The organism is Nocardioides conyzicola (assembly GCF_039543825.1).
GTDB classification, from domain to species: domain Bacteria; phylum Actinomycetota; class Actinomycetes; order Propionibacteriales; family Nocardioidaceae; genus Nocardioides; species Nocardioides conyzicola.
This window is the reverse complement of sequence record NZ_BAABKM010000002.1, coordinates 1,953,280-1,977,199: the sequence shown is the minus strand read 5'-3', so window position 1 is coordinate 1,977,199 and position 23,920 is coordinate 1,953,280. Positions and strand designations below refer to the sequence as shown.

The window sequence follows — 23,920 nt, the reverse complement described above, 5'->3', positions numbered from 1 at the left end:
AAAGTCCTGTTCTTCGAAGCCGGAAGGCGGTCAGACGAGCTCGACGATGGTGGCGATGCCCATGCCACCGCCGACGCAGAGCGTGGCGAGGCCACGGCGCAGGTCGCGCCGCTGGAGCTCGTCGACCAGGGTGCCGAGGATCATCGCGCCGGTCGCGCCGAGCGGGTGACCCATCGCGATCGCGCCGCCGTTGACGTTGGTGATCTCGTGGCTGATGTCCAGGTCGCGCATGAAACGCATGGCCACGGCGGCGAACGCCTCGTTGATCTCGAAGAGGTCGATGTCCGACACCTCGAGACCCGCGCGGGCGAGCGCCTTGCGGGCGGCCGGCGCGGGACCGGTCAGCATGATCGTCGGGTCGGCACCAGAGACCGCGGTGGCGATGATGCGCGCCCGCGGGGTCAGGCCGAGCTGGCTGCCGATCTCCTCGGTGCCGATCGCCATCAGCGCGGCGCCGTCGACGATCCCGGACGAGTTGCCGGCGTGGTGCACGTGGTTGATCCGCTCGACCCAGTGGTACTTCTCGAGCGCCACGTCGTCGAAGCCCGCGTCGGCGCCGATGCCGGCGAAGCTGGGCTTCAGCCCGGCCAGGCCCTCGGGGCTGGTGTCGGGACGGATCGTCTCGTCGTGGTCGAGGATCGTCAGGCCGTTGAGGTCGCGCACCGGGACCACGGCGTCGGAGAAGTAGCCGTTGGCCCAGGCCTTCGCGGCGCGGTGGTGCGACTCCGCGGCGTACGCGTCGACGTCGTCGCGGCTCCAGCCCTCGATCGTGGCGATCAGGTCGGCGCCGATGCCCTGCGGCACGAAGCCGGCCTGGAAGGCGGTGGCCGGGTCGGAGGCCCAGGCGCCGCCGTCGGAGCCCATGGCCACGCGGCTCATCGACTCGACGCCGCCGGCGAAGATCAGGTCCTCGAAGCCACCGCGGACCCGCGACGCGGCCTGGTTGACCGCCTCCAGGCCGGAGGCGCAGAAGCGGTTGAGCTGCACGCCCGCGACGGTGTCGGGGTAGCCGGCCTTGAGCGCCGCGGTCTTGGCGATGTCGCCACCCTGCTCGCCGATCGGCGAGACCACGCCGAGCACGACGTCGTCGACGCGCTCCGGGTCGAGGGTGGGGTTGCGGACCTGGATCTCGTCGAGGAGACCGACGATCAGGTCGACCGGCTTCACCTCGTGCAGCGTCCCTGCCGCCTTGCCCTTGCCGCGCGGCGTCCGAATGTGGTCGTACACGAATGCTTCAGCCATGTCGTCCTACTCCATGATCAGTGGAACTCTGTGCGATACGAGCCTGTGCGCTCGATTGTGACACTATTACTGTCACCGTCAAGGCGGTGGGTCGTGTGGCGCAGGTCACGGGCCGCCCGGGGGATGGAGCAAGGAGTGCCATGAACGACAGCGGCGAGTCACTGCGGGAGCTGCTGACGCTCGACGAGCTGACCACGCGGGTCGGCATGAGCGTGCGCAACATCCGCTTCTACACGACCAAGGGCCTGGTGCCGCCGCCGATCCGGCGCGGACGGTCCGGCTACTACAGCCCCGACCACGTGGCGCGGCTCGAGCTGGTCCAGGAGCTGCAGGCCCACGGCTTCACGCTGTCCGCGATCGAGAAGTACGTCGCCCGCATCCCTGCCGACGCCACGCCCCAGGACATCGCCCTGCACCGCACGATGCTCGCGCCCTGGCAGGCCGACCTGCCCGTCGAGATGTCGCGGGCCGAGCTCGACACCCGGGCGGGCCGCAGCCTCTCCGACGAGGACCTGACGACCCTGTCCGCGCTCGGCATCGTCTTCCCTGCCCGACGGGGCCGCTACGAGGTGGCGGTCTCCCAGCTCTCGGTGGGCCTAGGCCTGCTCGACCTCGGCTTCCCTCTCGAGGCCGCGCTCGCCGCCGCCGAGGTCTACGCGTCGCACGGCCGCCAGCTCGCCAAGGAGCTCAACGAGCTCTTCCGCACCATGGTCTGGCCGGTCTACCGGGAGGCCGGCGCGGACGCCGACACCCTGCGCGAGGTCGTCGAACGGCTCAAGCCGCTGTCGATCGCCAGCCTGGTCTCGGCGTACGAGGCGGCCATGGACGAGACCCGCCGCGAGGACATCGCCCGCCGGGCCCGGTAGCCGACATCAACGGGCCTAGCCTGGGTACATGTCAGGTGTGTCCCCATCCCCTGAGCAGAGCGTCGTTCTCGTCACCGGAGCAACCGGGTTCGTCGGGAGTCGGCTCGTCCCCGAGCTGATCGACCGCGGGCTCCACGTGCGGGCGATGACCCGCCACCCCGAGACGTACGACGGGCCGGGCGAGGCCGTCGGGGGCGACGTCAGCGACCCGGGCACGCTGGCCGCACCTCTCGACGGCGTCGACGTCGCGGTCTACCTCGTGCACGCCCTGGACGACGACGACTTCGAGGAGCGCGACGCGGACGCGGCCCGTGCCTTCGGCCTGGCGGCCGCGGCCTGCGGCGTACGCCAGATCGTGTTCCTGGGCGGACTCGGCAAGGACGGCGACGACCTGTCGCCACACCTGCGTTCGCGCCGCGAGGTCGAGCGGCTCCTCGGCGAGTCGGGCGTCCCGGTGACGGTGCTGCGCGCGGCGATCGTGGTCGGCGCCGGCGGCATCTCGTGGGAGATGACCCGCCAGCTCGTCAAGCACCTGCCGGCGATGGTGGTCCCGAAGTGGGCCGCCACCCGGACCCAGCCGATCGCCCTCGACGACGTCGTCCGCTACCTGGCGGGCGTCGTGGGTCTCGACAAGGCCTTCGGCCAGACCTACGAGATCGGCGGCCCCGACCAGCTCAGCTACGTCGAGATGCTGCAGCAGGCCAGCGAGGTCATCCAGGGCAAGCGGGTCCCGATCCTGACGGTGCCGGTGCTCACGCCGAAGCTGTCGGCGCGCTGGCTGTCCTTCGTCACCGACGTCGACGCCACGACCGGGCGCAACCTGATCGAGTCCATGGGCACCGAGGTGATCGTGACCGACCACTCGATCCGCGACGTCGTGCCCGGCGAGCCGCTCACCTACGTCGAGGCCGTGCGGCGCGCGGTGGCCGAGGGCTAGAACAAGGCCGGCAGCGCCAGCAGCATGACCAGCGACCAGGTCATGTGGGTGATCGCCGGTGCCAGCACGCCGCCCGACCGCTGCCGCACGAGCCCGACCACCAGGCCGAGGAGCGCGGCGGCCAGCACCAGCGCCGCGTTGCCGGTCGCGACGGTGACGAGCGCGTAGACGAGGGTGCTGCCGATGACCGGGCGCTCCGGCACGCGCGCGTAGACCGCGCCCCGGAAGAAGAGCTCCTCGCCGGCACCGGTCAGGAGCGTGACCGCGAAGACGAGCGGGCCCGACCCGCGGACGGCGTACGCCGTGACCGCGGCGACCTGGTCCTCGAGCAGCGGGATCTCCCGCACGACGAGCGCTCCCAGCACGAAGACGCCGGCCAGTCCCGCGCCGACGAGCAGCGGGAGCACCGGGCCCCGCTTGCCGAGCGGCACCGGGCCGCTGGCGAACGCGCCGACGGCCCAGGTCGCGGCGAGCGCGAGGGCGGAGGGGTAGAACCAGGCGCTGCCGGGCTCGATCCGGAAGGAGATCCCGAGCAGCACGGTGCCGAGCGCCAGGAAGCCGACCGTCACGGCCTGGCGTACTGCTGTCGACATCCGATCACCCCTCGTGGTCGATGTCCCCGGTAGGGGGCGTTCGCACACCCCGCACCTCGGTGACCTCGACCACGAAGGGGACGATCAGCGGCCGGAGCTGAAGGACGCGCTGCTGTGGCCGGACTTGCCGCCGCCGGACGGCGTCGAGGTCGTGTAGCTGCGACCGGCCCCGCCGGACTTGCCGGCACCGGCCTTGCGCTGGCCGCCGGACCTGGCGCCACCCGACTTGGGCGCGCCGCCCGACTTGGCGCCACCGGACTTGGGGGCGCCGCCGGAGCGACCACCGCCGCCACCGGAGCGACGACCGCCACCGCCACCGCCACCGCCGGAGCGACGGCCACCGCCGCCACCGCCGTTGCGGTTGCCCTCGAAGGTCGCCTCGGTGACGAGGCCACCGGGCAGCGACCGCTCGCCGGGAGCGAGCTCCGCGAGCAGCGGGTGGCTGGCGCCGTTGATCTTGGTGGTCGTGGGCTTGATGCCCGCGGCCCGGGTCAGGTCGCGCACGTCGCGCACCTGGTCGTCGGTCATCAGGGTGATGACGGTGCCCTTGGCACCCGCGCGCGCCGTACGGCCGGAGCGGTGCAGGTAGGCCTTGTGCTCGACCGGCGGGTCGGCGTGCACGACGAGGGCCACGTCATCGACGTGGATGCCGCGCGCCGCGATGTCGGTCGCGACCAGCGTGGTGGCCTTGCCGGAGTGGAAGGCCTCCATGTTGCGCGTGCGAGCGTTCTGGCTCAGGTTGCCGTGCAGCTCGACGGTGGGGACACCGTTGCTGTTGAGCTGGCGGGTCAGCGCCTTGGCGCCGTGCTTGGTACGGGTGAAGACGACGGTGCGGCCCGGGGCGCTGGTCAGGTCGGTGAGGACCGACACGCGCTGGTCGCGGGACAGGTGCAGGACGTGGTGGTCCATGGTCGAGATCGGCGACTGCGCCGAGTCGGCCTGGTGCGTGACCGGGTTCTGCAGGAATCGCTTGACCAGCACGTCGATCGCCTTGTCGAGCGTGGCCGAGAAGAGCAGGCGCTGGCCGGTGCGGGGCGTGGTGTCCATGATCCGGCGTACGCCGGGCAGGAAGCCGAGGTCGGCCATGTGGTCGGCCTCGTCCAGGATCGTGATCTCGACCTGGCTCAGGTCGACGTGACCCTGGCCCATCAGGTCCTCGAGCCGGCCGGGGCAGGCGAGGACGATGTCGATGCCCTTGCGCAGGCCGTTGACCTGCGGGTTCTGGCCGACGCCGCCGAAGACGGTCACGGTCGTGAGGTTGGCGGTCTTGGCCAGCGGCTTGAGGGCCTCGTTGATCTGGTTCACGAGCTCACGCGTCGGGGCCATGATCAGCGCACGCGGCTTGCGCGACTGAGCCTGCTTGCCGGAGGCGGTGAGGCGGGCGACCAGCGGCAGCAGGAACGCGTACGTCTTGCCGGAGCCGGTGCGGCCGCGGCCGAGCACGTCGCGACCCGCGAGGGAGTCGGGCAGTGTGGCGGCCTGGATGGGAGTCGGGGAGGTGATGCCGAGGTCGCTGAGGACGGCGGCAAGGGGGGCGGGGACACCGAGGTCGGTGAAGCCCGCAGCAGACACTGCAGTAGACAAGAGAAGATCACTCACTGTTGGCGTGTCTCGCCAAGCTGAACCTCGCCGTTGGGCGAAGAGCGGAGAAGCTGCCTCACAAGGTGAGGGGCTCGATCTCGGAAGAGATCGGCCGAAGCCCGAGGCAAGACTGAACGGGCTGCTTCGACAACTGTAGACGCAGCAGCCCGTCAGACCCGCATCGACGCGGTGTGATCCTGGGTACGTCTGACTACTTGGTCAGGCCGTCCTTGATGTCGCCGACGGCGTCCTTGACCTTCTCGCCGGCGTCCTTGACCTTGGACGACGCCTGGTCGCCCTTGCCCTCGGCCTCGAGCTGCTCGTTGCCGGTGGCCTTGCCAGCCGACTCCTTGCCCTGGCCCTTGAGGTTCTCGACCTTGTTCTCTGCCTTGTCCTTCAGACCCATGTCTGCCTCCTTGGTAGTCCGACCCAGGAGGGGTGACCCATCGTGCCGTCAGGCAAACGTCAGGACACCGTCGTCGATGGGGTCGCGGCGGATCTTGCGGACGTCGGTCAGGTAGTTCTGCTTCAGCTGCCACGGCGCCCGGTCGCCCTGCTTGGGCAGCTCGTCGAGGGCGCGGAGCACGTAGCCGGCCGAGAAGTCCATCAGCGGCCGCTGGCCGACCGTGGGGTCCGGGCGCGGCGTCGCCGTACGCAGGCCGTGGCGGTCCAGGTGGTCCAGCAGGCGGCAGACGTAGTCGGAGACGAGGTCGGCCTTGAGGGTCCACGACGCGTTGGTGTAGCCGATGGTGAAGGCGAAGTTGGGGATGCCGCTGAGCATCATCGCCTTGTAGGCCATGGTCTCCGGCAGCTCGACCGGCCTGCCGTCGACCTCCAGGGGCGCGTTGAGGGCGAGCAGCTGCAACCCGGTCGCGGTCACGATGATGTCGGCCTCGAGCTCCTCGCCCGAGGTCAGGCGGATGCCCGTGTCGGTGAAGGTCTCGATGGTGTCGGTGACGACCGAGGCGCTGCCCTTGCGGAGCGCGCGGAAGAGGTCGCCGTCGGGCACCAGGCAGAGCCGCTGGTCCCAGGGGTCGTACGTCGGCTTGAAGTGGACGTCGACGTCGACCTCGGGCGGGAGCTGCCGGATGGTGTTCTTGCGGATGAAGCCGCGCAGCACGTCGGGCTTCCAGCGGCTGAGCTGGTAGAGCCCGACCGAGACCAGGATGCTCTTCCATCGCAGGATGGGGTAGCGGACCTTCTCGGGGAGCCGCTCGAGCCTCTGGGCGAGCGGGTCCTTGCCCGGCATCGACAGGACGTACGTCGGGGAGCGCTGCAGCATGGTCACGTGACCGGCTCCGCCGGCGACCATCGCGGGCACCAGCGTGACCGCGGTCGCGCCGGACCCGATGACGACGACCCTCTTGCCCGTGTAGTCGAGGTCCTCGGGCCAGTGCTGCGGGTGGATGACCTGGCCCCGGAAGTCGTCGAGGCCGGGGAACTGCGGCGTGTAGCCCTGGTCGTAGTCGTAGTAGCCGCCGCAGTTCCACAGGAAGCTCGCGGTCAGCGTCACCTCGCCGTCCGGCGTCTGCGACCGCACGGTCCAGCGCGCCGTGTCGCTGTCCCAGCTCGCACCGACGACCCGGTGGCGGTAGCGGATCAGCCGGTCCACGCCGTACTCGCCGGCGACCTGGCGCAGGTAGTCGAGGATCGCGTCGCCGTCGGCGAGCGCGCGCTCGTTGCGCCAGGGCCGCCACCGGTAGCCGAAGGTGTACATGTCCGAGTCGGAGCGGATGCCCGGGTAGCGGAACAGGTCCCAGGTGCCGCCGCTGACCTCGCGGCTCTCGAGCACGGCGACGGTCCGGCGGGGCTGCCGCTCGCGCAGCTGGCAGGCGGCGCCGATCCCCGAGAGGCCTGCTCCGATGATCAGGACGTCCAGGTGCTCGACGGGGTGCTCGGTGCTCATGCGACGAACCCTACTGAATATCTGTCAACAGGCATAGGGCTCGACGAGGCCGTCAGGTCTGGACGGCGACGCCGCTGTCGATCAGCTCGTCGATGTCGGTGATCCCCCAGGCGGCGAGGGCCTCGCGGGTGTGCTCGCCGGCCGCCTTCGACGGCGGCAGCGACAGGCTCGGCTCGGTGCGGGAGAAACGGGGGGCCGGGACGGGCTGGACCATGCCGTCGCGCTCGACGAAGGTGCCACGGGCCGTGAGGTGCGGGTGCTCGACGGCCTCGGTGAAGGGGATGATCCCGGCGACGCAGGCGTCCGTGCCCTCGAAGACCTCGATCCACTCGGCCTGCGTCCGGCTCCTGAAGGTGTCGGTGAAGATCTGCCGCATCTCGTCGTACCGCTGCGGCTCGCCCTGGCCGGGGCAGGTGTCCTTGACGCCGAGGAGGGTGACGAGCGCGTCGAAGAACTGCGGCTCGAGCGACCCGACCGACATGTGCTTGCCGTCCGAGGTCTCGTAGATGTCGTAGAACGGGACGCCGCCGTCGAGCAGGTTGCTGGCGCGCTCCTCGTGGTAGCCGCCGCTGGCGAGGAAGGCCGCTGTCATCGCGTTGAGGTGCGCCGTACCGTCCACGATCGCGGCGTCGATGACCTGCCCCTGGCCGCTCACCTTCGCCTCGAGGAGGGCGGCGAGGATGCCGATGACGAGGTACGTCGAGCCGCCGCCGAAGTCCCCGACGAGGTTGCTCGGGAAGTGCGGGCGGGCCTTGTCCTGACCCATCATCTGCAGCGCACCGGTGATGGCGATGTAGTTCATGTCGTGCCCGGCCGCCTGCGCCAGCGGCCCGTCCTGGCCCCAGCCGGTCATCCGCCCGTAGACGATCTTGGGGTTGACCGCCTGGCAGTCCTCGGGGCCGAGGCCGAGGCGCTCGGTCACCCCCGGCCGCATCCCCTCGATGACCACGTCGGCCGTCCGCACCAGCTCGAGCACGGTCGCCACGGCCTGCGGGTCCTTGAGGTTGAGCGCCACGCTCGGCCGGCCGCGGTTGAGCAGCATCGTCGCCCCGCCCGCGAGCGCCTGCCCGCCCGGTCGCTCGATGCGGATCACGTCCGCCCCGAGGTCCGCCAGGATCATGCACGCGTGCGGTCCGGGTCCGATCCCGGCGATCTCCACGACCTTCACGCCCTTGAGCGGGCCAGTGCCTTGTCCGAGCTCGTACGTCATGTCCCGCATCATGACAGAAGTGGTGTCACGGTTGGGGTCGTCCGGGTTCGGGCCACGCCACATCCACAGGCACCGTCCACGCAGGTCCATCCACAGCCGCAGCGTCAGCGGGGACCCCGTCGGCCCATCCGAACGTGCACTGCTGGCATGCACCCGATCCCGCCCCGGCTCCAGCACGGCCCCTTCACCCGCACCGACGCCTTGAGTGCGGGCATCACCTCCCGCATGTTGCAGGGCAGGCGTTTCGTTCGCATCCACCACGGCGTGTGGCGGCACGCCGACCATGAGATGACCGCGGACGACTGGATCAGCGCCGCCCGGCTCGCCCTGCCGGAGGGGGCTCGGCTCACGGGGATCACCCGCCTCCAGCAGCTCGGCCTCGACTTCGGCCCACGACGCCCGATCCGCTTCGTCGTGCAGGGAGACCTGCATCTCGACCTCGACGGAGTCTTCCTCCACCGCACCAAACGGCTGCCGCCAACCGATCAGGTCGGGGTGACGGTGGCAGCGGCGTACCTCTCCTACTGTGCGCACGCGCGCGTCATCGACGCGATCAAGGTCGGTGACTGGCTCCTGCACCACGGACACACCGACGCCGCCGCGATCCGCGCCCTCGCGCTGAGCGGACTGTGGCGACACGGTGCCGACGAGGCGCTCTGGATCCTCGAGCACCTGGACGGGCGGTCGCGGTCCTTCAAGGAGAGCGAGCTCCGACCCATCCTCACCTTCGCCGGGCTCGCGAACCCCGAGGTCAACGTCGCGGTCCCGGTCGGCGAGGAGGTCACTCTCATCGGCGACCTCGTCTACGCGGCCTGGCGGACCGTCGTCGAGTACGAAGGAAGCCACCATCAGGAGGACCGCGAGCAGTACAACGCGGACCTCGACCGCTACGCGCTGTTCCGCTCTGGGGATCAGCAGTACGTGCAGGTCACCAAGGAACGCATCGCCCGACCGAAGATCCTGGTCGGCGAGGTCTACCGCACTCTCCTCAAGGGTGGGTACGACGGGCCGCCGCCGACATTCGGGACGCAGTGGGAGCTGCTCTTCGGGTCGGTCTCCGCCGCGGTCGGGCCACGGCGTGACCGGATCCGCCGCTCGGCCCCGCGGGGAGCGGTGAGCTAGCAACCATTCCAGCACCGATGACCCGCGAAAACGGTTGCCCACTCACCGCCGCTCGCGTCACCCCCGGGCAGCGGTGAGCCAGCAACCGTTCAAGACAGGGCGGGCCGCGAAAACGGTTGCCCACTCACCGCTGCCCCGCGCAATCAGGCCGGCAGCACCCGCCGCAGGAACTCCCGGGTCCGCTCCTCGCGCGGGGCGCTGAAGATCTCGGCGGGCGGGCCCTGCTCGAGGATCCGGCCCTGGTCGAGGAAGCAGACGGAGGTGGCGACGTCGCGGGCGAAGGCCATCTCGTGGGTGGCGATCACCATCGTCATGCCGGCCTCGGCCTCGGCCCGCACGATCGCCAGCACCTCGCCGACGAGCTCGGGGTCGAGGGCGGCGGTGATCTCGTCGAGGAGCAGGAGTGTGGGGTTCGTGCAGAGCGCGCGGACCAGGGCGGCGCGCTGCTGCTGGCCGCCGGACAGCCGGTCGGGGTGCTTGGTCGCGTGCTCGGCGAGGCCGAACTTCTCCAGCAGCGAGAGCGCCCGGGCCTCCGCCTCCGCTCGTCGTACGCCGTGGACCTTGCGCGGGGCGAGCGTGCAGTTGTCGAGGACCGAGAGGTGCGGGAAGAGGTTGTAGGCCTGGAAGACCATGCCGATCCGCGACCGGACCTCGCGGGCGTCGACCCGCGGGTCGGAGATGTCGCGGCCGTCGAAGGTGATGATCCCGTCGTCGATCTCCTCGAGCAGGTTCAGGCAGCGCAGCAGCGTCGACTTGCCCGAGCCCGACGAGCCGATCAGGCAGATCACGTCGTGCGGCTCGACGGTCAGCGAGACGTCGTCGAGGACGAGGCGCTCGCCGTACGACTTGCGCAGGCCGGAGACCTCGAGCAGCGCGCTCACAAGGCACCCGCCAGCTCGCGGCGCCGCATCCGCGCGGTCAGCCCGTCGCACAGCCGCGCCAGCGGCACGGTCAGCACGATGAAGAAGCAGGACACGACGACCAGCGGCGTGTAGTTGAAGTTGTAGTTGCCGTAGTCGCGCGCGACGAAGACGGCCTCGAACACACCGGCCGCCGACGCCAGGGCGGTGTCCTTCTGCAGGGACACGAAGTCGTTGAGGAGCGGGGGTACGACGCGGCGCACGGCCTGGGGTACGACGACGTGCCGCAGCGTCTGGGGACGCGACAGCCCCAGCGCCTCGGCGCTCGCCCACTGCGACGGGTGCACCGCCTGGATGCCGGAGCGGAAGACCTCGGCGACGTACGCGCTGTAGGAGATGATCAGCGCGACCGTCGCCCAGAAGAACGCACTGTTGGGCGTCCCCTGCAGCCGCAGCGCCGGCATGCCGAACGCGAGCAGGTAGACCAGCAGGATCGTCGGGATCCCGCGGACGACGTCGGTGTAGGCGACGGCGACCAGCCGCAGCGGCGTCAGCCACGGGGACCGGCTCACCCGGGCCAGGGCGATCAGCATCGCGAAGACCAGGATGAAGGCCTCGGCGATGAGGAACATCTTGATGTTGAGCCAGAGGGCGCTCCAGATGTCGGGCAGCGCCTCGCGCGCGTCGGCCCGGCTGAAGAACAGCTCCTTGACCGACGCCCAGCCCGGCGACCCCGTGATCCCGAGGCCGAGCGCGACGAAGACGACGACCGTCATCACCGTCGCGATCGCGACCGACCGCGTCCGCAGCTGCCGACGCAGCCGCCGGCGTTCGAGCTCGTGCTGGCTCGGCGTCCAGTCGCTCACTGGAGGACGGGAACGTCCACGGCGTCGGAGAGCCACTGCTGCTCGAGCTGGGCGATCGTGCCGTCGTCCTGAAGCGCCCCCAGGGCGGTGTTGACGCACGGGACGAGCTCGCTGCCCTTCTCGAACAGCAGGCCGAACTCCTCCTGCTCACCGGCCTCGGGCTGGAACTGCCCGACCAGCACGCTGTTGTCGATCTCCGCCGACGAGATGTAGAAGGCGGTGGGGACGTCGGCCACGATCGCGTCGACCTGGTCGTTCTGCAGCGCCTGCTTGGCGGCGTTGGTGTCCTCGAAGACCACCGGGTCGGTGTCCGGCTTGATCACGTCGCGGATCGCGGTCAGCGAGGTGGTGCCGGTCTGCGCCGCGAGGCGCAGCCCCTTGAGGTCGGCGAGGCTCTTCGCCTCGGCGCCCTTGGTGCCCTTCAGCGCGAGCACGGCCTGGCCGGCGGCGTAGTAGCCGTCGGAGAAGTCGACGGCCCGGGCGCGCTTCTCGCTGATCGAGATCTGGTTGATGTCGAAGTCGAAGTCCTTCGGACCCGCCTTGTACGACGAGTTGAAGGGGACCTTGACCCACTTCACCTGGTCCTTGCTGAAGCCGAGCTGCTCGGCGACGGCGTACGCCACGGCGGACTCGTAGCCCTTGCCGTTGGTCGGGTCGTTGTCGACGAACCACGGCTCGTACGCCGGGGAGTCGGTGCCGATCGTCAGCTGGCCGGGCGTCCGCAGCGCGAGGGCGTCGGTGGCGCACGCGTCGCCGGTGGCGGCGGGCGATCCGGACGGGTCCTTGGCGGACGAACCGCCGTCGGACTCCGGGGCACAGGCGACTGCGGCGAGGGCGAGGGGCAGGACGGCCACGGCGGCCAGGGTTCGACGTACACGCATGGGAGAAGCGTAGGGCTGATGCCGTCCCCCCGCCGGGCTACGGTCTCACCATGCGCCGCTGGATGGTCGTCTGCGTCACAGTCCTCGTGCTCGGGGCGGGCTGCTCGGACGACCCCGGCGGGTCCTCGCCACCGCCACCGGCACCCACCACCCCATCGGCCACGAGCGCGACCCACACCCCCACCCCCAGCGCGACCCCGGCCCAGCACAGCGGCACCCTCGAGCTGCTGCCCCGGTTCAGCGGGCAGCGGGCCATGCGCACCGTCCGCCACCTCGCCGACGTGATCGGCCCCCGGCTCGCCACCGGCCCGGGCTTCCGTCGCGCCGCGACGTACGTCGAGGGGCGGTTCGCCGCAACGGGCTACTCCGTGCACCGCCAGCCGTTCCGGGTGCCGGCCGGTGACTCGTGGGGCGTCCCGGTCCGCGCCGGGAGGTCGAGCAACGTGGTCGCGACCGGCCTCGGGTTCGACCCGACCGCGCCGTACGTCGTCGTCGGGGCGCACCTCGACACCGTCGCCGTCGCACCCGGTGCCGAGGACAACGCCTCGGGCGTCGCGGTGCTCCTGGAGCTCGCCCACGTGCTCCGCGGCTTCCCCCAGGTGGTGCTGGTCGCCTTCGGCGGCGAGGAGCCGCGCGGGCCCGGCGACCTCCACCACTTCGGGTCGAAGGCGTACGTCGAGCAGCTGACCGACGAGCTCGGGATCAACCTGCGCGCGATGGTCTCGCTGGACCGGGTCGGCGTCGGCACCGTGGTGCCACTGTCGTCCGTCGGGGGGACGCCGGCCGCGCTGCGCGACCGGCTCGCGGACGTGGCCGACGACCTCGGGATCCCGACGGTCGTCGAGCACGACTCGGCCAGCGACCACGAGTCGTTCGCCGACGCCGGCTTCCTCGCGGCCCGGGTCGGCAGCACGCCGTACGCCGGCTACCACTCGGCGGCCGATGTCCCCGCCGTCGTGAGCCCTGCTCAGCTGGGCCGCGTCGGCGACCTGCTCATCTCGTGGCTGCGAGCGAGCTGAGGTCCCAGAAGGGGTCGAGGATGCCGGCCGCCTCGTCCCGCGCCACCACCCGCGGCGCGAAGTCGGGACCGAGCCGGTAGGGCACGAAGTCCGCCGCCATCAGCCGGTCTCCCCAGAACGTCGCCTCCAGCACCAGCCCCTCCATCGTCTGGGACATGAAGTCCATGTCGAAGACGAAGTTGCCGAGCGAGTGGACGACCAGGGTGCCGCCCATCTGCTCGGCACCCTGCACCCAGTGCGGATGGCCGCCGACGACGAGGTCCGCGCCGGCATCTGCGAGCTCGCGAGCGACCTGGTGCTGGATCGCCTCGGGCCGGTGCGAGTACTGCGTGCCCCAGTGCGGCATCACCACCACGACGTCCGCCCGGCGCTGGAGGCGGCGTACGTCGGCGAGGACGCGGTCGAGCTCGCCCCGGTCGAGCGGCCCGGTGCGCGGCGGCATGCTGACCGAGAGCGCCCCCGGCCGGCCCGGCGCGGCCTCGGGGGTCTCGCCGATGGCGTTGAACCCGAGGAACCCGAAGCGGACGCCGTGCCGCTCGAGCACCTCCGGCTCGCGGGCCTGCGCCAGGTCACGACCGGCGCCGAACGTCCCGAGGCCGCCCGCCCGGAGCAGCTCCACGGTCCGCACCAGGGACGCGGCGCCGAAGTCGCCGGTGTGGTTGTTGGCCAGGCTGACCGCGTCGAAGCCCGCGGCGCGCAGGTCGGCGCGCACGCCCGGGTCTGCGGAGAACGAGTCGGTGACCGGGTCCTGCCGCGGCGGCCCGAGCTCGGCCAGCGTGCTCTCCAGATTGCCGACGGTGAGGTCGGCCGACGCCAGGCGAGCGGCCAGCGGCGCCAGCGGCGAGCCGGTCACCCGCCGGCCGAGCATGACGTCGCCGACGACCGTCAGCGTCGTGACCGGTCCGGGCGCGGGGCCCTGGACCTGGAGGGGGTACGCCGCAGGCTCGCGCAGCGGGTCGATCCCGCCGACCGTGGCCACCCGTACGGCAGGGCCGACCGCGTCCGCGACCGTCACCGCGACCATGTCCATCGGCAGGTGGCCCAGCGGGTCCGTGCGGTGGGTGGTGCGCAGCGGCCCGCTGGGCTGGCCGAGCTGGCGCCAGTCGGTCGCGGCGCCCCGCAGCACCCGACGGGCCTGCGCCTCGGTCAGCGCGAGTGGCGGCCGACGGGCGTTGACCGCCAGCACCAGCGGCCGGGTGGTCGACGAGTCCTCTCCCGAGGACGGTGCCGGGGCTGACGACGACGGCGTCGGTCGCGGTGGCGGCGCGAGCACCGGGGCCGACGTGCACGCAGCCGTGGCGAGGCCCGCCAGCGCCACCACGCACGCACCGAGCCGCCTCATGCCGACAACGGTAGGTGCCGCTGCGCGCTGAGCGGGCGGGCCGTCAGCCCAGCGACCGGGTCTGCGCGGCGACCATCTCGGCGAACCACGCGAAGGAGCGCTTCGGCGTCCGCTTCAGCGTCTCGTAGTCGATGTGCACCAGGCCGAAGCGCTGCTGGAAGCCCTCCGACCACTCGAAGTTGTCCATCAGGGACCACGTGTAGTAGCCGCGTACGTCGACGCCGCGCTGCACGGCGGTGGCGACCGCGCGCAGGTGCGCGTCGAGGTAGTCGATGCGGGGCTGGTCGTCGACGACGCCGTTCTCGTCCGGGCCCATGTTGTAGGCGCAGCCCGACTCGGTGATGTAGATCGGCGGCAGGGCGGCCCGGAAGCGCGCCCGCAGCAGGATCAGCCACTCGCGCAGCGCGTCGGGCACGACCGGCCAGCCGAAGTCGGTGACGGGGTAGCCGAGCAGCTCGCGGAACTCGAACGGCATCTCCGCTTCCTCGCCGGCGGCGCCGATCTTGAACGGGTTGTAGTAGTTGACCCCGTAGAAGTCGAGCGGCTGGCGGATCGTGGCCATGTCGCCGTCCTGGACGATGCCCTCGAAGAGCGGGGCCAGGTCGACGGGGTAGCGGCCGAGCAGCATCGGCTCGCTGAACATGCCGTTCCACAGAGCGTCGAAGAGCTTGGTGGCACCGATGTCGGCGGCGTCCTCGCTCGCCGGCCACATCGGGGCGTGGTTGTTGGCGCAGCCGACACTGGTCGCCCCCGCGGCGCGCAGCGCGACCGTGGCCCGGCCGTGCGCCAGCAGCAGGTGGTGGGCGACGGGCATGGCGTCGAACATCAGCTCGCGGCCGGGGGCGTGCATGCCGATCGCGTAGCCCATCATCATCACGACGTTGGGCTCGTTGACCGGGACCCAGTGCTCGACCCGGTCGGCGAGCTTCTCACCGAGGATCCCGGCGTACTCGGCGAACCGGTCGACGGTCGCGCGGTTGAGCCAGCCGCCGTCGTCCTCGAGCGCCTGCGGCAGGTCCCAGTGGTAGAGCGTCACCATCGGCTTGATGTCGTTGGCGAGCAGCTCGTCGATGAGGCGGTCGTAGAACGCGAGGCCCTTGGCGTTGGCGGGGCCGGAGCCGTTCGGCTGGATGCGCGGCCACGAGACGGACAGCCGGTAGCCGCCGACCCCGAGCTGCTTCATCAGCGCGATGTCCTCGGCGTACCGGTGGTAGTGGTCGCACGCGACCGCACCGCTCGAGCCGTCCTGGATCCGGCCCGGCTGGCTGCAGAAGGTGTCCCAGATGCTGGGGCCCTTGCCGTCCTCGGTCGCCGCCCCCTCGATCTGGTACGACGCCGTGCTCGTCCCGAAGCGGAAGCCGGGTGGGAGCTGAGGTAGACCCGAGGTCGGGCGATGGTCGGGCACGGGCACAATGATGCCTGTGAGCGTCGAGATCCGCCGTGGAACCGGTCGCTTCCTCACCCGGGGTGAGGGACATTTCACCCGGCACTCGTTCTCGTTCGGCGCGCACTACGACCCGGACAACACCCGATTCGGCCCGCTGGTCTGCCACGACGACCACCTGCTCGGTCCGGGCCGCGGTTTCGACGACCACCCGCACCGCGACGTCGAGATCGTGACCTGGGTGCTCACCGGCGCGCTGCACCACTCCGACTCGTCGGGTCACACCGGTGTGGTGCGACCCGGTGAGGTGCAGGTGCTGTCCGCGGGCTCCGGCGTGACGCACGCGGAGATCGCCGGCCCCGACGGACCGACCCGCTTCGTCCAGGCCTGGCTCAACCCGGCGGTGCAGGACGCGGCGCCGGCGTACTCGGTGACGCCGGTCTCGCTCGTGCCGGGAGAGCTGACCGAGGTCGTCCGCATCGGCGACGCCGTGCTCCGGGTCGCGCGCCTGGCGGCCGGCGACACCGTCGTGCTCCCGGAGGAGCCGCTCCTGCACGTGTACGTCGCGAGCGGGGCACTGGTCCGCTCGTCGATGGCCGAGCCGCTCGCCGAGGGCGACGCGTTCCGGTTCACGGACGAGCCGGGGCACGCCGTGACGGCCGCGGTGCCGACCGAGCTGATGGTGTGGTCCTTCTCCGGTTGAGTCGGGAGTTCTGACCGGTGAGTCGGGAGTTCTGACGGTTCATTCGCCAGACTGAACCGTCAGAAGTCCCGACTCGAGCGTCAGAAGTCACGACTCAACAGATGACCGAGAGCGCGCCGGGGACGACCTCGACGACGGCGGGCGCGGCGCCGGGGGCGGGCAGGGGCCCGAGCGGCTCCCCGTCACCGCCGACCGGGATCGCGGCACGCGAGCTGCCGCTGACCTCGACCCGCTTGCCGGACAGGACGGTGACCTCGGGCAGGTGCACGTGCGCGCCGTCGTACACCTTCGGCAGCGAGCGCATCAGCGCCAGCCGGGAGGCGGCCTCGATCACGACGACGTCGAGGATGCCGTCCTCGACGGAGGCGGGCGGCGCGATCTGCATGCCGCTGCCGTAGTACGCCGAGTTGGCGACGACGACCGTGGCGGCGTCGTACTCCCGGGACTCGCCGTCGACCGAGACGACGTAGTGACCGGGGCGGTAGGTGGCGAGCGCGCGCAGGGCGGCGTACTGGTACTGCAGCGAGCGCGGCAGCCAGGTCGCCCCGTCGACGATCTCCGCCGCCCGCGCGTCGACGCCGGCGTAGACCGAACCGGCGACCATCCGCGTCGGGCCGAGGCCGGAGACGGAGAGCAGGTCGATCCGGCGTACGGCGGACTCGAGCAGCACCCGCGCCTGGCCCTCGGCGTCGTCGGGGAGCCCGAGCATCCGGGCGAAGTCGTTGCCGCGGCCGGCCGGGACGACCCCGAGGGTCGCGTCGCGGCCGGCGACCAGCCCGGCGAGCGAGGAGAGCATGCCGTCGCCGCCGACCGACACGACCACGTCGCCGCGGGCGACGGCCTCGTCGACCAGGCGGGCCATCGCCTGCGGGCCGGGCGAGTACGTGACGTCCACGACCGCACCGGCGTCGCGCAGGACGCGGGCGACGGGCACGACCGCCCCGGGAGCCGCTCCCCCGCCGGAGGTCGGGTTGACCAGGAACGTGAAGGAACGTGTCACGGGACGAGCACCCCCGGGTTGAGGATGCCGGTGGGGTCGAGGTCGGCCTTGACCGCCCGCAGCACCGAGACGCCGAGCGGACCGATCTCCTGCGCAAGCCAGGGCTTGTGGTCGGTGCCGACGGCGTGGTGGTGGGTGATCGTGGCGCCGGCGGCGATCATCGCGTCGCTGGCGGCCACCTTGGCGCGGTGCCACTGGGCGAGCGGGTCGTCGCTCTCCTTCGCGGCGACGGTGAAGTAGAGCGAGCACCCGGTCTCGTAGACGTGCGAGACGTGGCACAGCACGATCGACGGGTCGCCGAGGGAGGCGGTGAGCGCGGCCTTCACGTCGGCGTACAGCCGGTCGACGTTGGACCAGAACGTCGCGGTCTCGAGCGTCTCCACGAGCACGCCGACGTCGAGCATCGAGTCCCGGAGGTACGGCGCGTCGAACCGGCCGTGCGCCCACTTCTCGCCGGCCGCCTCACCGACGGCGGTGCCGCCGAGGTCGGTCAGCACCGCGGTGACCGCGGCCCGCTTGGCGGCGACGGCGCTCGGCGTGCCCTCGAAGCCGGTGATCATCAGGCAGCCCGCCGCGCCCTCGCCGCCGATGGCGGCGGGGTCGGCGAGGTTGATGGCCGTCTCGGCCTCGTCGGAGAGCCGGATCACCGTCGGCAGCAGGCCTGCCTGCGCCAGGGTGCGCATCGCCGCGGCGCCGTCGACGAACGACGGCCAGCGCCAGCCCTCGTAGACCTTGACCTCCGGCAGCGCCCGGACCCGCACGGTGACGGAGGTGATCACGCCGAAGACGCCCTCGGAGCCGAGGACCAGCTGGCGCAGGTCGGGGCCGGCGGCGTTGGCGGGGGCGCTCCCGAGGTCGAGCCGACCTCGCGGGGTGGCGACCGTCAGCCCGACGACGAGGGCGTCGAAGCGGCCGTAGCCGGCGCTGGACTGGCCGCTGGACCGGGTCGCGGCGAAGCCGCCGATCGTGGCGTACTCCCACGACTGCGGGTAGTGCCCGAGCGTGACGCCCTCGGCGGCGAGCAGCGCCTCGGCCTCCGGGCCGCGCAGCCCGGGCTCGAGGGTCGCGGTCATCGAGGTGTGGTCGACGGCGACAAGCCGCTTCATCCGCACCAGATCGAGGCTGAGCACGCCGGCGAAGCCCTCGCGCCGGGCGACCAGGCCGCCGGTGACCGACGTACCCCCGCCGAACGGGACGACCGCCAGGTGGTGCTCGACCGCGAAGGCGAGCACGGCGGCGACCTCGTCGTGCGAGCCTGGTCGGACGACAGCGTCGGGTGCGTCGCTCAGGTCGCCAGCGCGCATCCGGAGCAGATCGGGGGTGGACTTGCCGCGGGTGCGTAGCCGCCGGGTGTCGTCGTCGGTGACGACCTGCTCCGGTCCGACCAGCGTGACCAGCGCGGCGAGCACCGCGGGGTCGATCGCCGACGCGGGGACGGCCGGGTCGAGGGCCGCCGGGTGGTCCTCGGTGCCGAAGACCAGCTCCACCATCCCCCGGGCGTCGTCGGGCAGGGCCTGCGCGCGGGCCGGGTCTCCCCAGCGGGACGGGTGCATCTCGGTCTGCTGTCTCGACTGCATGCGTTACACTGTGACACATGACGTCACTTCGTCACAACCAGGATCCCCGCGACACCGCCCGGGACGCCTACCTCGACGCGGCCCGCGACTGCATCCTCGACGTCGGCTGGCGGCGGACGACGCTCACCGAGGTCGCCCGCCGCGCCGGCGTCTCGCGGATGACCATCTACCGCACCTGGGCCGACATGCCGCAGCTGCTCTCGGACCTGATGACCCGCGAGTGGGGCGGCGTCGTCGCCGACGCGCTGGCCGACGAGGACCCCGACACCCCGACCGTCGAGCGGCTGGTCGGCGACATCGTCGGCACCGTCCAGCGGCTCCGCGACAACGAGCTCTTCCTGCGGATCGTCGACCTCGACCCCGAGCTGATCCTCCCCTACCTCTTCTCCCGGCGCGGTCGCTCGCAGGACGCGATCCTCGAGCTCACCGTCGCGGCGCTGCGCGAGGCCCAGGCCTCCGGCGAGGTCCGCGCGGGCAACCCCGAGCTGATGGCACGCGCGATGCTGCTCGCCGCCCACGGCTTCGTGCTGTCGGCGCACACCATGGTCGGCGACGAGGTGTCGCTCGACGACCTCGACGGCGAGCTCCGGCGGGCGCTGACCCGGGGGCTGCTGCCATGACCGCCGTCGGCACGGCCACCCGCATCACGCCCGGCCTCGCCGGCGCCCCGGCCGAGGTCGACGTCGTGGTCATCGGGCTCGGCATCACCGGGGTGGGAGTCGCGCTCGACGCGGTCACCCGCGGCCTGTCCGTGCTCGCCGTCGATGCCCACGACCTCGCGTTCGGCACGTCGCGCTGGTCCTCCAAGCTGGTGCACGGGGGCCTGCGCTACCTCGCGAAGCTGCAGTTCGGCGTCGCCCACGAGAGCGCCGTCGAGCGCGGCATCCTGATGGAGCGCACCGCGCCGCACCTCACCCACGCCATCTCGATGGTGATCCCGCTCGGGTCGATCACCAGCCGTCGGCTGGCGGTCCTCACCGGCGCCGGCCTGGTCGGCGGCGACGTCCTGCGCCGGGCGGCCCGGACCTCCTCCGACACCCTGCCGCGGCCGCGGCACATCACCGCGGTCGAGGCGCTCCAGCTGGCGCCGCTGCGGACGGCCGGGCTCCGCGGCGCGCTGGTCACCTGGGACGGCCAGCTCGAGGACGACGCCCGCCTGGTCGCCAACGTCGCGCGCACCGCCGCGTCGTACGGCGCCCACGTCCGCACCCGCGCCCGCGTGCTCACCGCCACCGGCACCCAGGTGGAGCTGCGCGACGAGCTGACCGGGGAGACCTCGACCGTCACCGCCCGGACGGTCGTCAACGCGACCGGCGTGTGGGCCGGCGACCTGGTCCCCGAGGTGACCCTGCGCCCGAGCCGCGGCACCCACCTCGTGCTGCGCGGGTCGAGCATCCCGGGCCTGCACACGTCGGTCTTCGCCCCGATCCCCGGCACCACGGGGCGGTTCATCAACGTGCTGCCCCAGCCCGACGGCACGATCTACATCGGTCTCACCGACGAGCCGGTCGACGGTGAGATCCCGGACGTGCCCGAGCCGTCCGAGGCCGAGATCGGCTTCCTCCTCGACGTCGCGTCGGCGGCGTTCGCGCAGCCGCTGCACCGCAGCGACGTGATCGGGGCGTACGCCGGGCTGCGACCGCTGCTGTCCTCCGGCGACGGGTCCGGTACGACGTCCGACCTGTCGCGCCGGCACGCGGTGCTCACCAGCACCACCGGCGTGATCACGATCGTCGGCGGCAAGCTGACGACGTACCGCCGGATGGCCGAGGACGCCGTCGACGCGGCGGTGGCGCACGCGGGTCTCGACGCCGGACCGTGCCGCACGGCCGAGCTGCCGCTGCTCGGCGCCGCTCCCCGGGCACGGCTCGCCGAGCTCGAGGAGCCGGCCAGGCTGGTCCGCCGCTTCGGCACCGACGCCCGGCTGGTCCTCGACAACGCCCGTGAGGTCAGCGGGCTCGGGGACAACGAGCTGCTCGCACCGATCTCCGAGGACGTCCCGGTGACGCTGGCCGAGCTGATCTTCGGCGTCACCCACGAGGGTGCCGCCGACGTCGACGACCTCCTCGACCGCCGCACCCGGGTCGGGCTGATCGCGGCCGACCGCGCCCTCGCCGTACCCGCGGCCGAACGGGCGATGAGTCTGGCGGTCGACGCTGGTCGGTAGTCCCATGCAGACTGGACCGACCATGGCGACCCTCGACGATCCCGGGACCGAGCTCGACGACTTCCCGCGGCTGACGCAGCGCTACCAGCGCGAGCTGCTGGCGCACTGCTACCGGATGTCCGGCTCCGTGCACGAGGCCGAGGACCTGGTGCAGGAGACGTTCCTGCGGGCATGGAAGGCGGCCGAGAAGTTCGAGGGCCGCTCGTCGGTGCGCACCTGGCTCTACCGGATCGCCACCAACGTCTGCCTCACCAACCTCGAGAACCGGCCGCGCCGCCCGCTGCCCGCCGGCCTCGGCACCGCCGACGCGATGGCCGGGGACGCCCTCGAGATCGACCACGAGATCACCTGGCTGGAGCCGGTGCCCGACGCGGCGGTCGAGGTGGCCGAGCGCGACACCATCCGGCTGGCGTTCGTCGCCGCGCTCCAGCACCTCCCCGCCCGGCAGCGCGCCGTCCTCATCCTGCGAGACGTGCTGCGCTGGTCGGCCGCCGAGGTCGCGGAGGCGCTCGACACGTCGACGGCGGCGGTCAACTCGGCCCTGCAGCGCGCGCACGCCCAGCTCGCCGAGCGCGGCCTCACCGCCGACACGGTCGAGCCCAACCTGACCGCGGCGCAGCAGCAGCTGCTCGAGCGGTACGTCGACGCCTTCTGGCGCAAGGACATCGACTCGATCGTCGGCATGCTCACCGCCGAGGCGACGTGGGACATGCCGCCGTTCACCAGCTGGTACCGCGGCGCCGAGAACATCGGCTGGCTGATCGGCACCGAGTGCCCGGGCAACGCGCACGACATGAAGATGGTGGCGACGCAGGCCAACGGGCAGCCGGCGTACGGCCTCTACATGCGGACGCCGCAGGGCGACTTCAGGCCCTTCCAGCTGCAGGTGCTCGAGCTCGAGGGTGAGCGGGTGCGGCACTGCACGGCGTTCTTCGACCTCTCCCTCTTCGCTACCTTCGGCCTGCCGGCCGGCCTGCCCGACGACCGCATCGGCGCCTCGAGCGCTCCGTGACGACGACCCTCCCCGCCTCGGTCGAGCTCCTCGGTCGGGCACTGGACTACACGCGGGCCCGGCTGGCCGGCGTGCGCGGCGGCCTGCTCGACCGGCCCACCCCGTGCGCCGGGTGGCGGCTGGGCGACCTGCTCGTGCACATGGAGGACTCGCTCGACGCGTTCACCGAGGCGGCCGGCGGCGAGGTGGCGGTGCACCTGACCCACACCACCGAGGGCCGGATCGCCGCGATCGAGGAGAAGGCCTGCGCCCTGCTCGGGGCGTGGAGCCGGCCGGGACCCGGGGACGTCCTGGTGGGCGGGCTCGACCTGGCCAGCCCGCTCCTGGTCGCCACCGCCGCGCTCGAGGTCACCATCCACGGCTGGGACGTCGGCCGGGCCACGGAGCCCGCCCCGATCCCCGCCGAGCTGGCCGCGGCATTGCTGCCGGTGGCCCACCTGACGATCACCCCGGCCGACCGCGGCGTCCGGTTCGCGCCCGCGCTCGCGGTGCCCTCGGCCGCCGCCGACGAGGTCCGGCTCCTGGCCTTCCTCGGCCGCGGCTGACTGGTCCAGCGCAAAGTTTCCCGCGTTTCCCCTCGCCGCGGAGCGTCGGTTCCTACGCTCGGCACCATGGCATCCCCCCAGGCCGGCTCCGCGTCCGAGGTCGCGAAGCGTGGCGCGATCCTGGACCCCGCGGAGCTGCTCAGCCGCGGGCTCCTGAACTCGCGTGCGGGAGCCATCGGAGCCGCCCTGGGCTACCTCACCCAGGCGGGCGAGGCCGCGGAGGACGCGCTCGACGACCAGCAACGTGCCACGCTGCTCGCCACCACGCTCGACTGCCGGCTCGCGCGCGGCGAGCTCAACGAGGCTCGCACGGTCGGCGATCGCCTGGGCGCCTACCTGGACCGGCCCGGGCTCACCGGGGCGACCGCCCACTACGGACGCGGCGAGCTGTGCGCCGCGGTCAACGAGATCGAGCTCGCGTCCGGCCACTTCGCTCGGATCCCCCGCCTGCTCGACCCCGGCGAGGACGTCCCCGACACGATCCCGTGGCGTACGGCGGCCGCGCTCGCCGCCGTGCGACTCGGCCACCGGGTCGAGGGCACCGCGCTCGCGCGCGAGCACCTCACCCTGGCGGGCGCCACCGGCGCGCCGTACCCGATCGCGCTCGGGCTGCGCACCCTGGCCACGGTCGACGCGCACACCGACCGCTCGTCGCTGCTGCGGCAGGCGCTCGACGAGCTCGACGGCGTGCCCGCCGCGCGGCTGCAGGCGCAGATCGAGACCGACCTCGCCGGGCTGCTGCTGCTCGGCGGCGACGGCGACGCCGCGGAGGGGCTGGCCCTCCTGCGCGCCGCGGAGACGTACGCCGGCAACGAGAACCTCTGGCCGCTGCTCGGGCGGGTCCGGAGACTGCTGAGCCGGATGGGCGAGGAGCCACTGCCGGTGCTCGGCGAGACGTTGGCGTCGCTGACCGCCGCGGAGCAGCGCGTCGCCCGGCTGGCCGCGACCGGGCTCACCAACCGCGAGATCGCCGACCGGCTCGTCGTCACCGTGAAGGCCGTCGAGTGGCACCTCTCGCACGTCTACCGCAAGCTCGGCATCCACTCGCGCGGGGCGCTCGCGTCCACGCTCGGTCCCGACGCCTGATCCTCACCCTAGGCTGACCCG

General features: G+C 72.2%; 23 protein-coding genes. 10 read left to right on the top strand and 13 right to left on the bottom strand.

Annotation, left to right across the window (positions count from 1 at the left end; translation table 11 throughout):
- Nucleotides 1-30: 30 nt before the first annotated feature.
- Nucleotides 31-1,242 carry an acetyl-CoA C-acetyltransferase gene (locus ABEA34_RS12670; RefSeq protein WP_345521655.1) on the bottom strand — a complete coding sequence of 404 codons (1,212 nt, stop codon included), beginning with the start codon at nucleotides 1,240-1,242 and terminating at the stop codon, nucleotides 31-33.
- Between the two features lie 140 nt (nucleotides 1,243-1,382).
- On the opposite strand from ABEA34_RS12670, the gene ABEA34_RS12665 reads away from it, so the two are divergent.
- Together ABEA34_RS12665 and ABEA34_RS12660 are read left to right on the top strand one after the other, a co-directional pair.
- Entirely contained in the window at nucleotides 1,383-2,108 is a 726-nt protein-coding gene (locus ABEA34_RS12665; RefSeq protein WP_345521654.1) for a MerR family transcriptional regulator, read from the top strand.
- 28 nt (nucleotides 2,109-2,136) lie between these two features.
- On the top strand, nucleotides 2,137-3,045 hold the full coding sequence (locus tag ABEA34_RS12660; RefSeq protein ID WP_345521653.1) for an NAD(P)H-binding protein: 909 nt from the start codon (nucleotides 2,137-2,139) through the stop codon (nucleotides 3,043-3,045).
- On the opposite strand, the gene ABEA34_RS12655 is transcribed toward ABEA34_RS12660, so the two are convergent.
- The 5 genes from ABEA34_RS12655 to ABEA34_RS12635 all read right to left on the bottom strand — a co-directional run bounded on the left by ABEA34_RS12655 (nucleotide 3,042) and on the right by ABEA34_RS12635 (nucleotide 8,335).
- Entirely contained in the window at nucleotides 3,042-3,638 is a 597-nt protein-coding gene (locus ABEA34_RS12655) for a CPBP family glutamic-type intramembrane protease (RefSeq protein WP_345521652.1), read from the bottom strand. The genes ABEA34_RS12660 and ABEA34_RS12655 overlap by 4 nt on opposite strands.
- Nucleotides 3,639-3,722: 84 nt before the next feature.
- On the bottom strand, nucleotides 3,723-5,210 hold the full coding sequence (locus tag ABEA34_RS12650) for a DEAD/DEAH box helicase (protein WP_345521651.1): 1,488 nt from the start codon (nucleotides 5,208-5,210) through the stop codon (nucleotides 3,723-3,725).
- Between the two features lie 220 nt (nucleotides 5,211-5,430).
- The gene (locus ABEA34_RS12645) at nucleotides 5,431-5,625 is read right to left on the bottom strand and encodes a CsbD family protein (RefSeq protein WP_345521650.1); all 195 of its coding nucleotides are present in this window, start codon (nucleotides 5,623-5,625) and stop codon (nucleotides 5,431-5,433) included.
- Nucleotides 5,626-5,673: 48 nt separating this feature from the next.
- The gene (locus ABEA34_RS12640; RefSeq protein WP_345521648.1) at nucleotides 5,674-7,125 is read right to left on the bottom strand and encodes a flavin-containing monooxygenase; all 1,452 of its coding nucleotides are present in this window, start codon (nucleotides 7,123-7,125) and stop codon (nucleotides 5,674-5,676) included.
- Between the two features lie 52 nt (nucleotides 7,126-7,177).
- The gene (locus tag ABEA34_RS12635) at nucleotides 7,178-8,335 is read right to left on the bottom strand and encodes a CaiB/BaiF CoA transferase family protein (protein ID WP_345521646.1); all 1,158 of its coding nucleotides are present in this window, start codon (nucleotides 8,333-8,335) and stop codon (nucleotides 7,178-7,180) included.
- A 147-nt stretch (nucleotides 8,336-8,482) separates the two neighbouring features.
- Between ABEA34_RS12635 and ABEA34_RS12630 the strand changes: the two genes are divergently transcribed.
- Complete coding sequence (locus ABEA34_RS12630) at nucleotides 8,483-9,457, top strand: hypothetical protein (RefSeq protein ID WP_345521644.1); 975 nt, start codon at nucleotides 8,483-8,485, stop codon at nucleotides 9,455-9,457.
- A gap of 143 nt (nucleotides 9,458-9,600) precedes the next feature.
- Here ABEA34_RS12630 and ABEA34_RS12625 read toward each other — a convergent pair whose 3' ends face one another.
- The 3 genes from ABEA34_RS12625 to ABEA34_RS12615 are packed head-to-tail and all read right to left on the bottom strand — an operon-like array spanning nucleotide 9,601 to nucleotide 12,064.
- A complete protein-coding gene (locus tag ABEA34_RS12625; RefSeq protein WP_345521642.1) occupies nucleotides 9,601-10,338 on the bottom strand; it encodes an amino acid ABC transporter ATP-binding protein in 738 nt (245 codons plus the stop codon).
- Entirely contained in the window at nucleotides 10,335-11,183 is an 849-nt protein-coding gene (locus ABEA34_RS12620; RefSeq protein ID WP_345521640.1) for an amino acid ABC transporter permease, read from the bottom strand. The genes ABEA34_RS12625 and ABEA34_RS12620 overlap by 4 nt, the downstream gene beginning before the upstream one ends.
- Nucleotides 11,180-12,064, bottom strand: a complete 885-nt coding sequence (locus ABEA34_RS12615; RefSeq protein ID WP_345521638.1) for an ABC transporter substrate-binding protein — start codon at nucleotides 12,062-12,064, stop codon at nucleotides 11,180-11,182. The genes ABEA34_RS12620 and ABEA34_RS12615 overlap by 4 nt, the downstream gene beginning before the upstream one ends.
- 50 nt (nucleotides 12,065-12,114) lie before the next feature.
- Between ABEA34_RS12615 and ABEA34_RS12610 the strand changes: the two genes are divergently transcribed.
- Nucleotides 12,115-13,083, top strand: coding sequence for a M28 family metallopeptidase (locus ABEA34_RS12610; RefSeq protein WP_345521637.1), 969 nt, complete (start codon nucleotides 12,115-12,117; stop codon nucleotides 13,081-13,083).
- On the opposite strand, the gene ABEA34_RS12605 is transcribed toward ABEA34_RS12610, so the two are convergent.
- Complete coding sequence (locus ABEA34_RS12605; protein ID WP_345521636.1) at nucleotides 13,058-14,425, bottom strand: CapA family protein; 1,368 nt, start codon at nucleotides 14,423-14,425, stop codon at nucleotides 13,058-13,060. The two genes, ABEA34_RS12610 and ABEA34_RS12605, sit on opposite strands and share 26 nt — an antisense overlap.
- Before the next feature lie 43 nt (nucleotides 14,426-14,468).
- Nucleotides 14,469-15,830: a GH1 family beta-glucosidase gene (locus tag ABEA34_RS12600; RefSeq protein WP_345521635.1), complete on the bottom strand. Its 1,362-nt coding sequence runs from the start codon at nucleotides 15,828-15,830 to the stop codon at nucleotides 14,469-14,471.
- A 16-nt stretch (nucleotides 15,831-15,846) separates the two neighbouring features.
- Here ABEA34_RS12600 and ABEA34_RS12595 point away from each other — a divergent pair, with 16 nt between their 5' ends.
- Entirely contained in the window at nucleotides 15,847-16,512 is a 666-nt protein-coding gene (locus ABEA34_RS12595; protein WP_345521634.1) for a pirin family protein, read from the top strand.
- A gap of 94 nt (nucleotides 16,513-16,606) precedes the next feature.
- On the opposite strand, the gene ABEA34_RS12590 is transcribed toward ABEA34_RS12595, so the two are convergent.
- Both ABEA34_RS12590 and ABEA34_RS12585 read right to left on the bottom strand, forming a co-directional pair.
- Entirely contained in the window at nucleotides 16,607-17,512 is a 906-nt protein-coding gene (locus ABEA34_RS12590; protein ID WP_345521633.1) for a diacylglycerol/lipid kinase family protein, read from the bottom strand.
- Entirely contained in the window at nucleotides 17,509-19,089 is a 1,581-nt protein-coding gene (locus tag ABEA34_RS12585) for an FAD-binding oxidoreductase (RefSeq protein WP_345521631.1), read from the bottom strand. Before ABEA34_RS12585 ends, ABEA34_RS12590 begins: the two co-directional genes overlap by 4 nt.
- 17 nt (nucleotides 19,090-19,106) lie before the next feature.
- On the opposite strand from ABEA34_RS12585, the gene ABEA34_RS12580 reads away from it, so the two are divergent.
- The 5 genes from ABEA34_RS12580 (at nucleotide 19,107) to ABEA34_RS12560 (ending at nucleotide 23,899) form a co-directional block, all read left to right on the top strand.
- Nucleotides 19,107-19,709 (top strand): TetR/AcrR family transcriptional regulator, encoded by a 603-nt coding sequence (locus ABEA34_RS12580; protein ID WP_345521629.1) that lies wholly within the window; start codon nucleotides 19,107-19,109, stop codon nucleotides 19,707-19,709.
- Nucleotides 19,706-21,256 (top strand): glycerol-3-phosphate dehydrogenase/oxidase, encoded by a 1,551-nt coding sequence (locus ABEA34_RS12575; protein WP_345521627.1) that lies wholly within the window; start codon nucleotides 19,706-19,708, stop codon nucleotides 21,254-21,256. Before ABEA34_RS12580 ends, ABEA34_RS12575 begins: the two co-directional genes overlap by 4 nt.
- A 22-nt stretch (nucleotides 21,257-21,278) precedes the next feature.
- Entirely contained in the window at nucleotides 21,279-22,268 is a 990-nt protein-coding gene (locus ABEA34_RS12570; RefSeq protein WP_345521625.1) for a sigma-70 family RNA polymerase sigma factor, read from the top strand.
- Nucleotides 22,265-22,813 (top strand): TIGR03086 family metal-binding protein, encoded by a 549-nt coding sequence (locus tag ABEA34_RS12565; protein WP_345521623.1) that lies wholly within the window; start codon nucleotides 22,265-22,267, stop codon nucleotides 22,811-22,813. Before ABEA34_RS12570 ends, ABEA34_RS12565 begins: the two co-directional genes overlap by 4 nt.
- A gap of 66 nt (nucleotides 22,814-22,879) precedes the next feature.
- On the top strand, nucleotides 22,880-23,899 hold the full coding sequence (locus ABEA34_RS12560) for a LuxR C-terminal-related transcriptional regulator (protein WP_345521621.1): 1,020 nt from the start codon (nucleotides 22,880-22,882) through the stop codon (nucleotides 23,897-23,899).
- Nucleotides 23,900-23,920 lie beyond the last annotated feature (21 nt).

Excerpts from the sequence above, each read along its gene's own strand:
- ABEA34_RS12635 (WP_345521646.1), bottom strand. The coding sequence starts at position 8,335 with ATGACGTACGAGCTCGGACAAGGCACTGGCCCGCTCAAGGGCGTGAAG.
- ABEA34_RS12630 (WP_345521644.1), top strand. The coding sequence starts at position 8,483 with ATGCACCCGATCCCGCCCCGGCTCCAGCACGGCCCCTTCACCCGCACC.
- ABEA34_RS12585 (WP_345521631.1), bottom strand. The coding sequence starts at position 19,089 with ATGCAGTCGAGACAGCAGACCGAGATGCACCCGTCCCGCTGGGGAGAC.
- ABEA34_RS12660 (WP_345521653.1), top strand. The coding sequence starts at position 2,137 with ATGTCAGGTGTGTCCCCATCCCCTGAGCAGAGCGTCGTTCTCGTCACC.
- ABEA34_RS12615 (WP_345521638.1), bottom strand. The coding sequence starts at position 12,064 with ATGCGTGTACGTCGAACCCTGGCCGCCGTGGCCGTCCTGCCCCTCGCC.
- ABEA34_RS12560 (WP_345521621.1), top strand. The coding sequence starts at position 22,880 with ATGGCATCCCCCCAGGCCGGCTCCGCGTCCGAGGTCGCGAAGCGTGGC.
- ABEA34_RS12640 (WP_345521648.1), bottom strand. The coding sequence starts at position 7,125 with ATGAGCACCGAGCACCCCGTCGAGCACCTGGACGTCCTGATCATCGGA.
- ABEA34_RS12655 (WP_345521652.1), bottom strand. The coding sequence starts at position 3,638 with ATGTCGACAGCAGTACGCCAGGCCGTGACGGTCGGCTTCCTGGCGCTC.
- ABEA34_RS12665 (WP_345521654.1), top strand. The coding sequence starts at position 1,383 with ATGAACGACAGCGGCGAGTCACTGCGGGAGCTGCTGACGCTCGACGAG.
- ABEA34_RS12645 (WP_345521650.1), bottom strand. The coding sequence starts at position 5,625 with ATGGGTCTGAAGGACAAGGCAGAGAACAAGGTCGAGAACCTCAAGGGC.
- ABEA34_RS12575 (WP_345521627.1), top strand. The coding sequence starts at position 19,706 with ATGACCGCCGTCGGCACGGCCACCCGCATCACGCCCGGCCTCGCCGGC.
- ABEA34_RS12570 (WP_345521625.1), top strand. The coding sequence starts at position 21,279 with ATGGCGACCCTCGACGATCCCGGGACCGAGCTCGACGACTTCCCGCGG.
- ABEA34_RS12670 (WP_345521655.1), bottom strand. The coding sequence starts at position 1,242 with ATGGCTGAAGCATTCGTGTACGACCACATTCGGACGCCGCGCGGCAAG.
- ABEA34_RS12610 (WP_345521637.1), top strand. The coding sequence starts at position 12,115 with ATGCGCCGCTGGATGGTCGTCTGCGTCACAGTCCTCGTGCTCGGGGCG.
- ABEA34_RS12580 (WP_345521629.1), top strand. The coding sequence starts at position 19,107 with ATGACGTCACTTCGTCACAACCAGGATCCCCGCGACACCGCCCGGGAC.
- ABEA34_RS12605 (WP_345521636.1), bottom strand. The coding sequence starts at position 14,425 with ATGAGGCGGCTCGGTGCGTGCGTGGTGGCGCTGGCGGGCCTCGCCACG.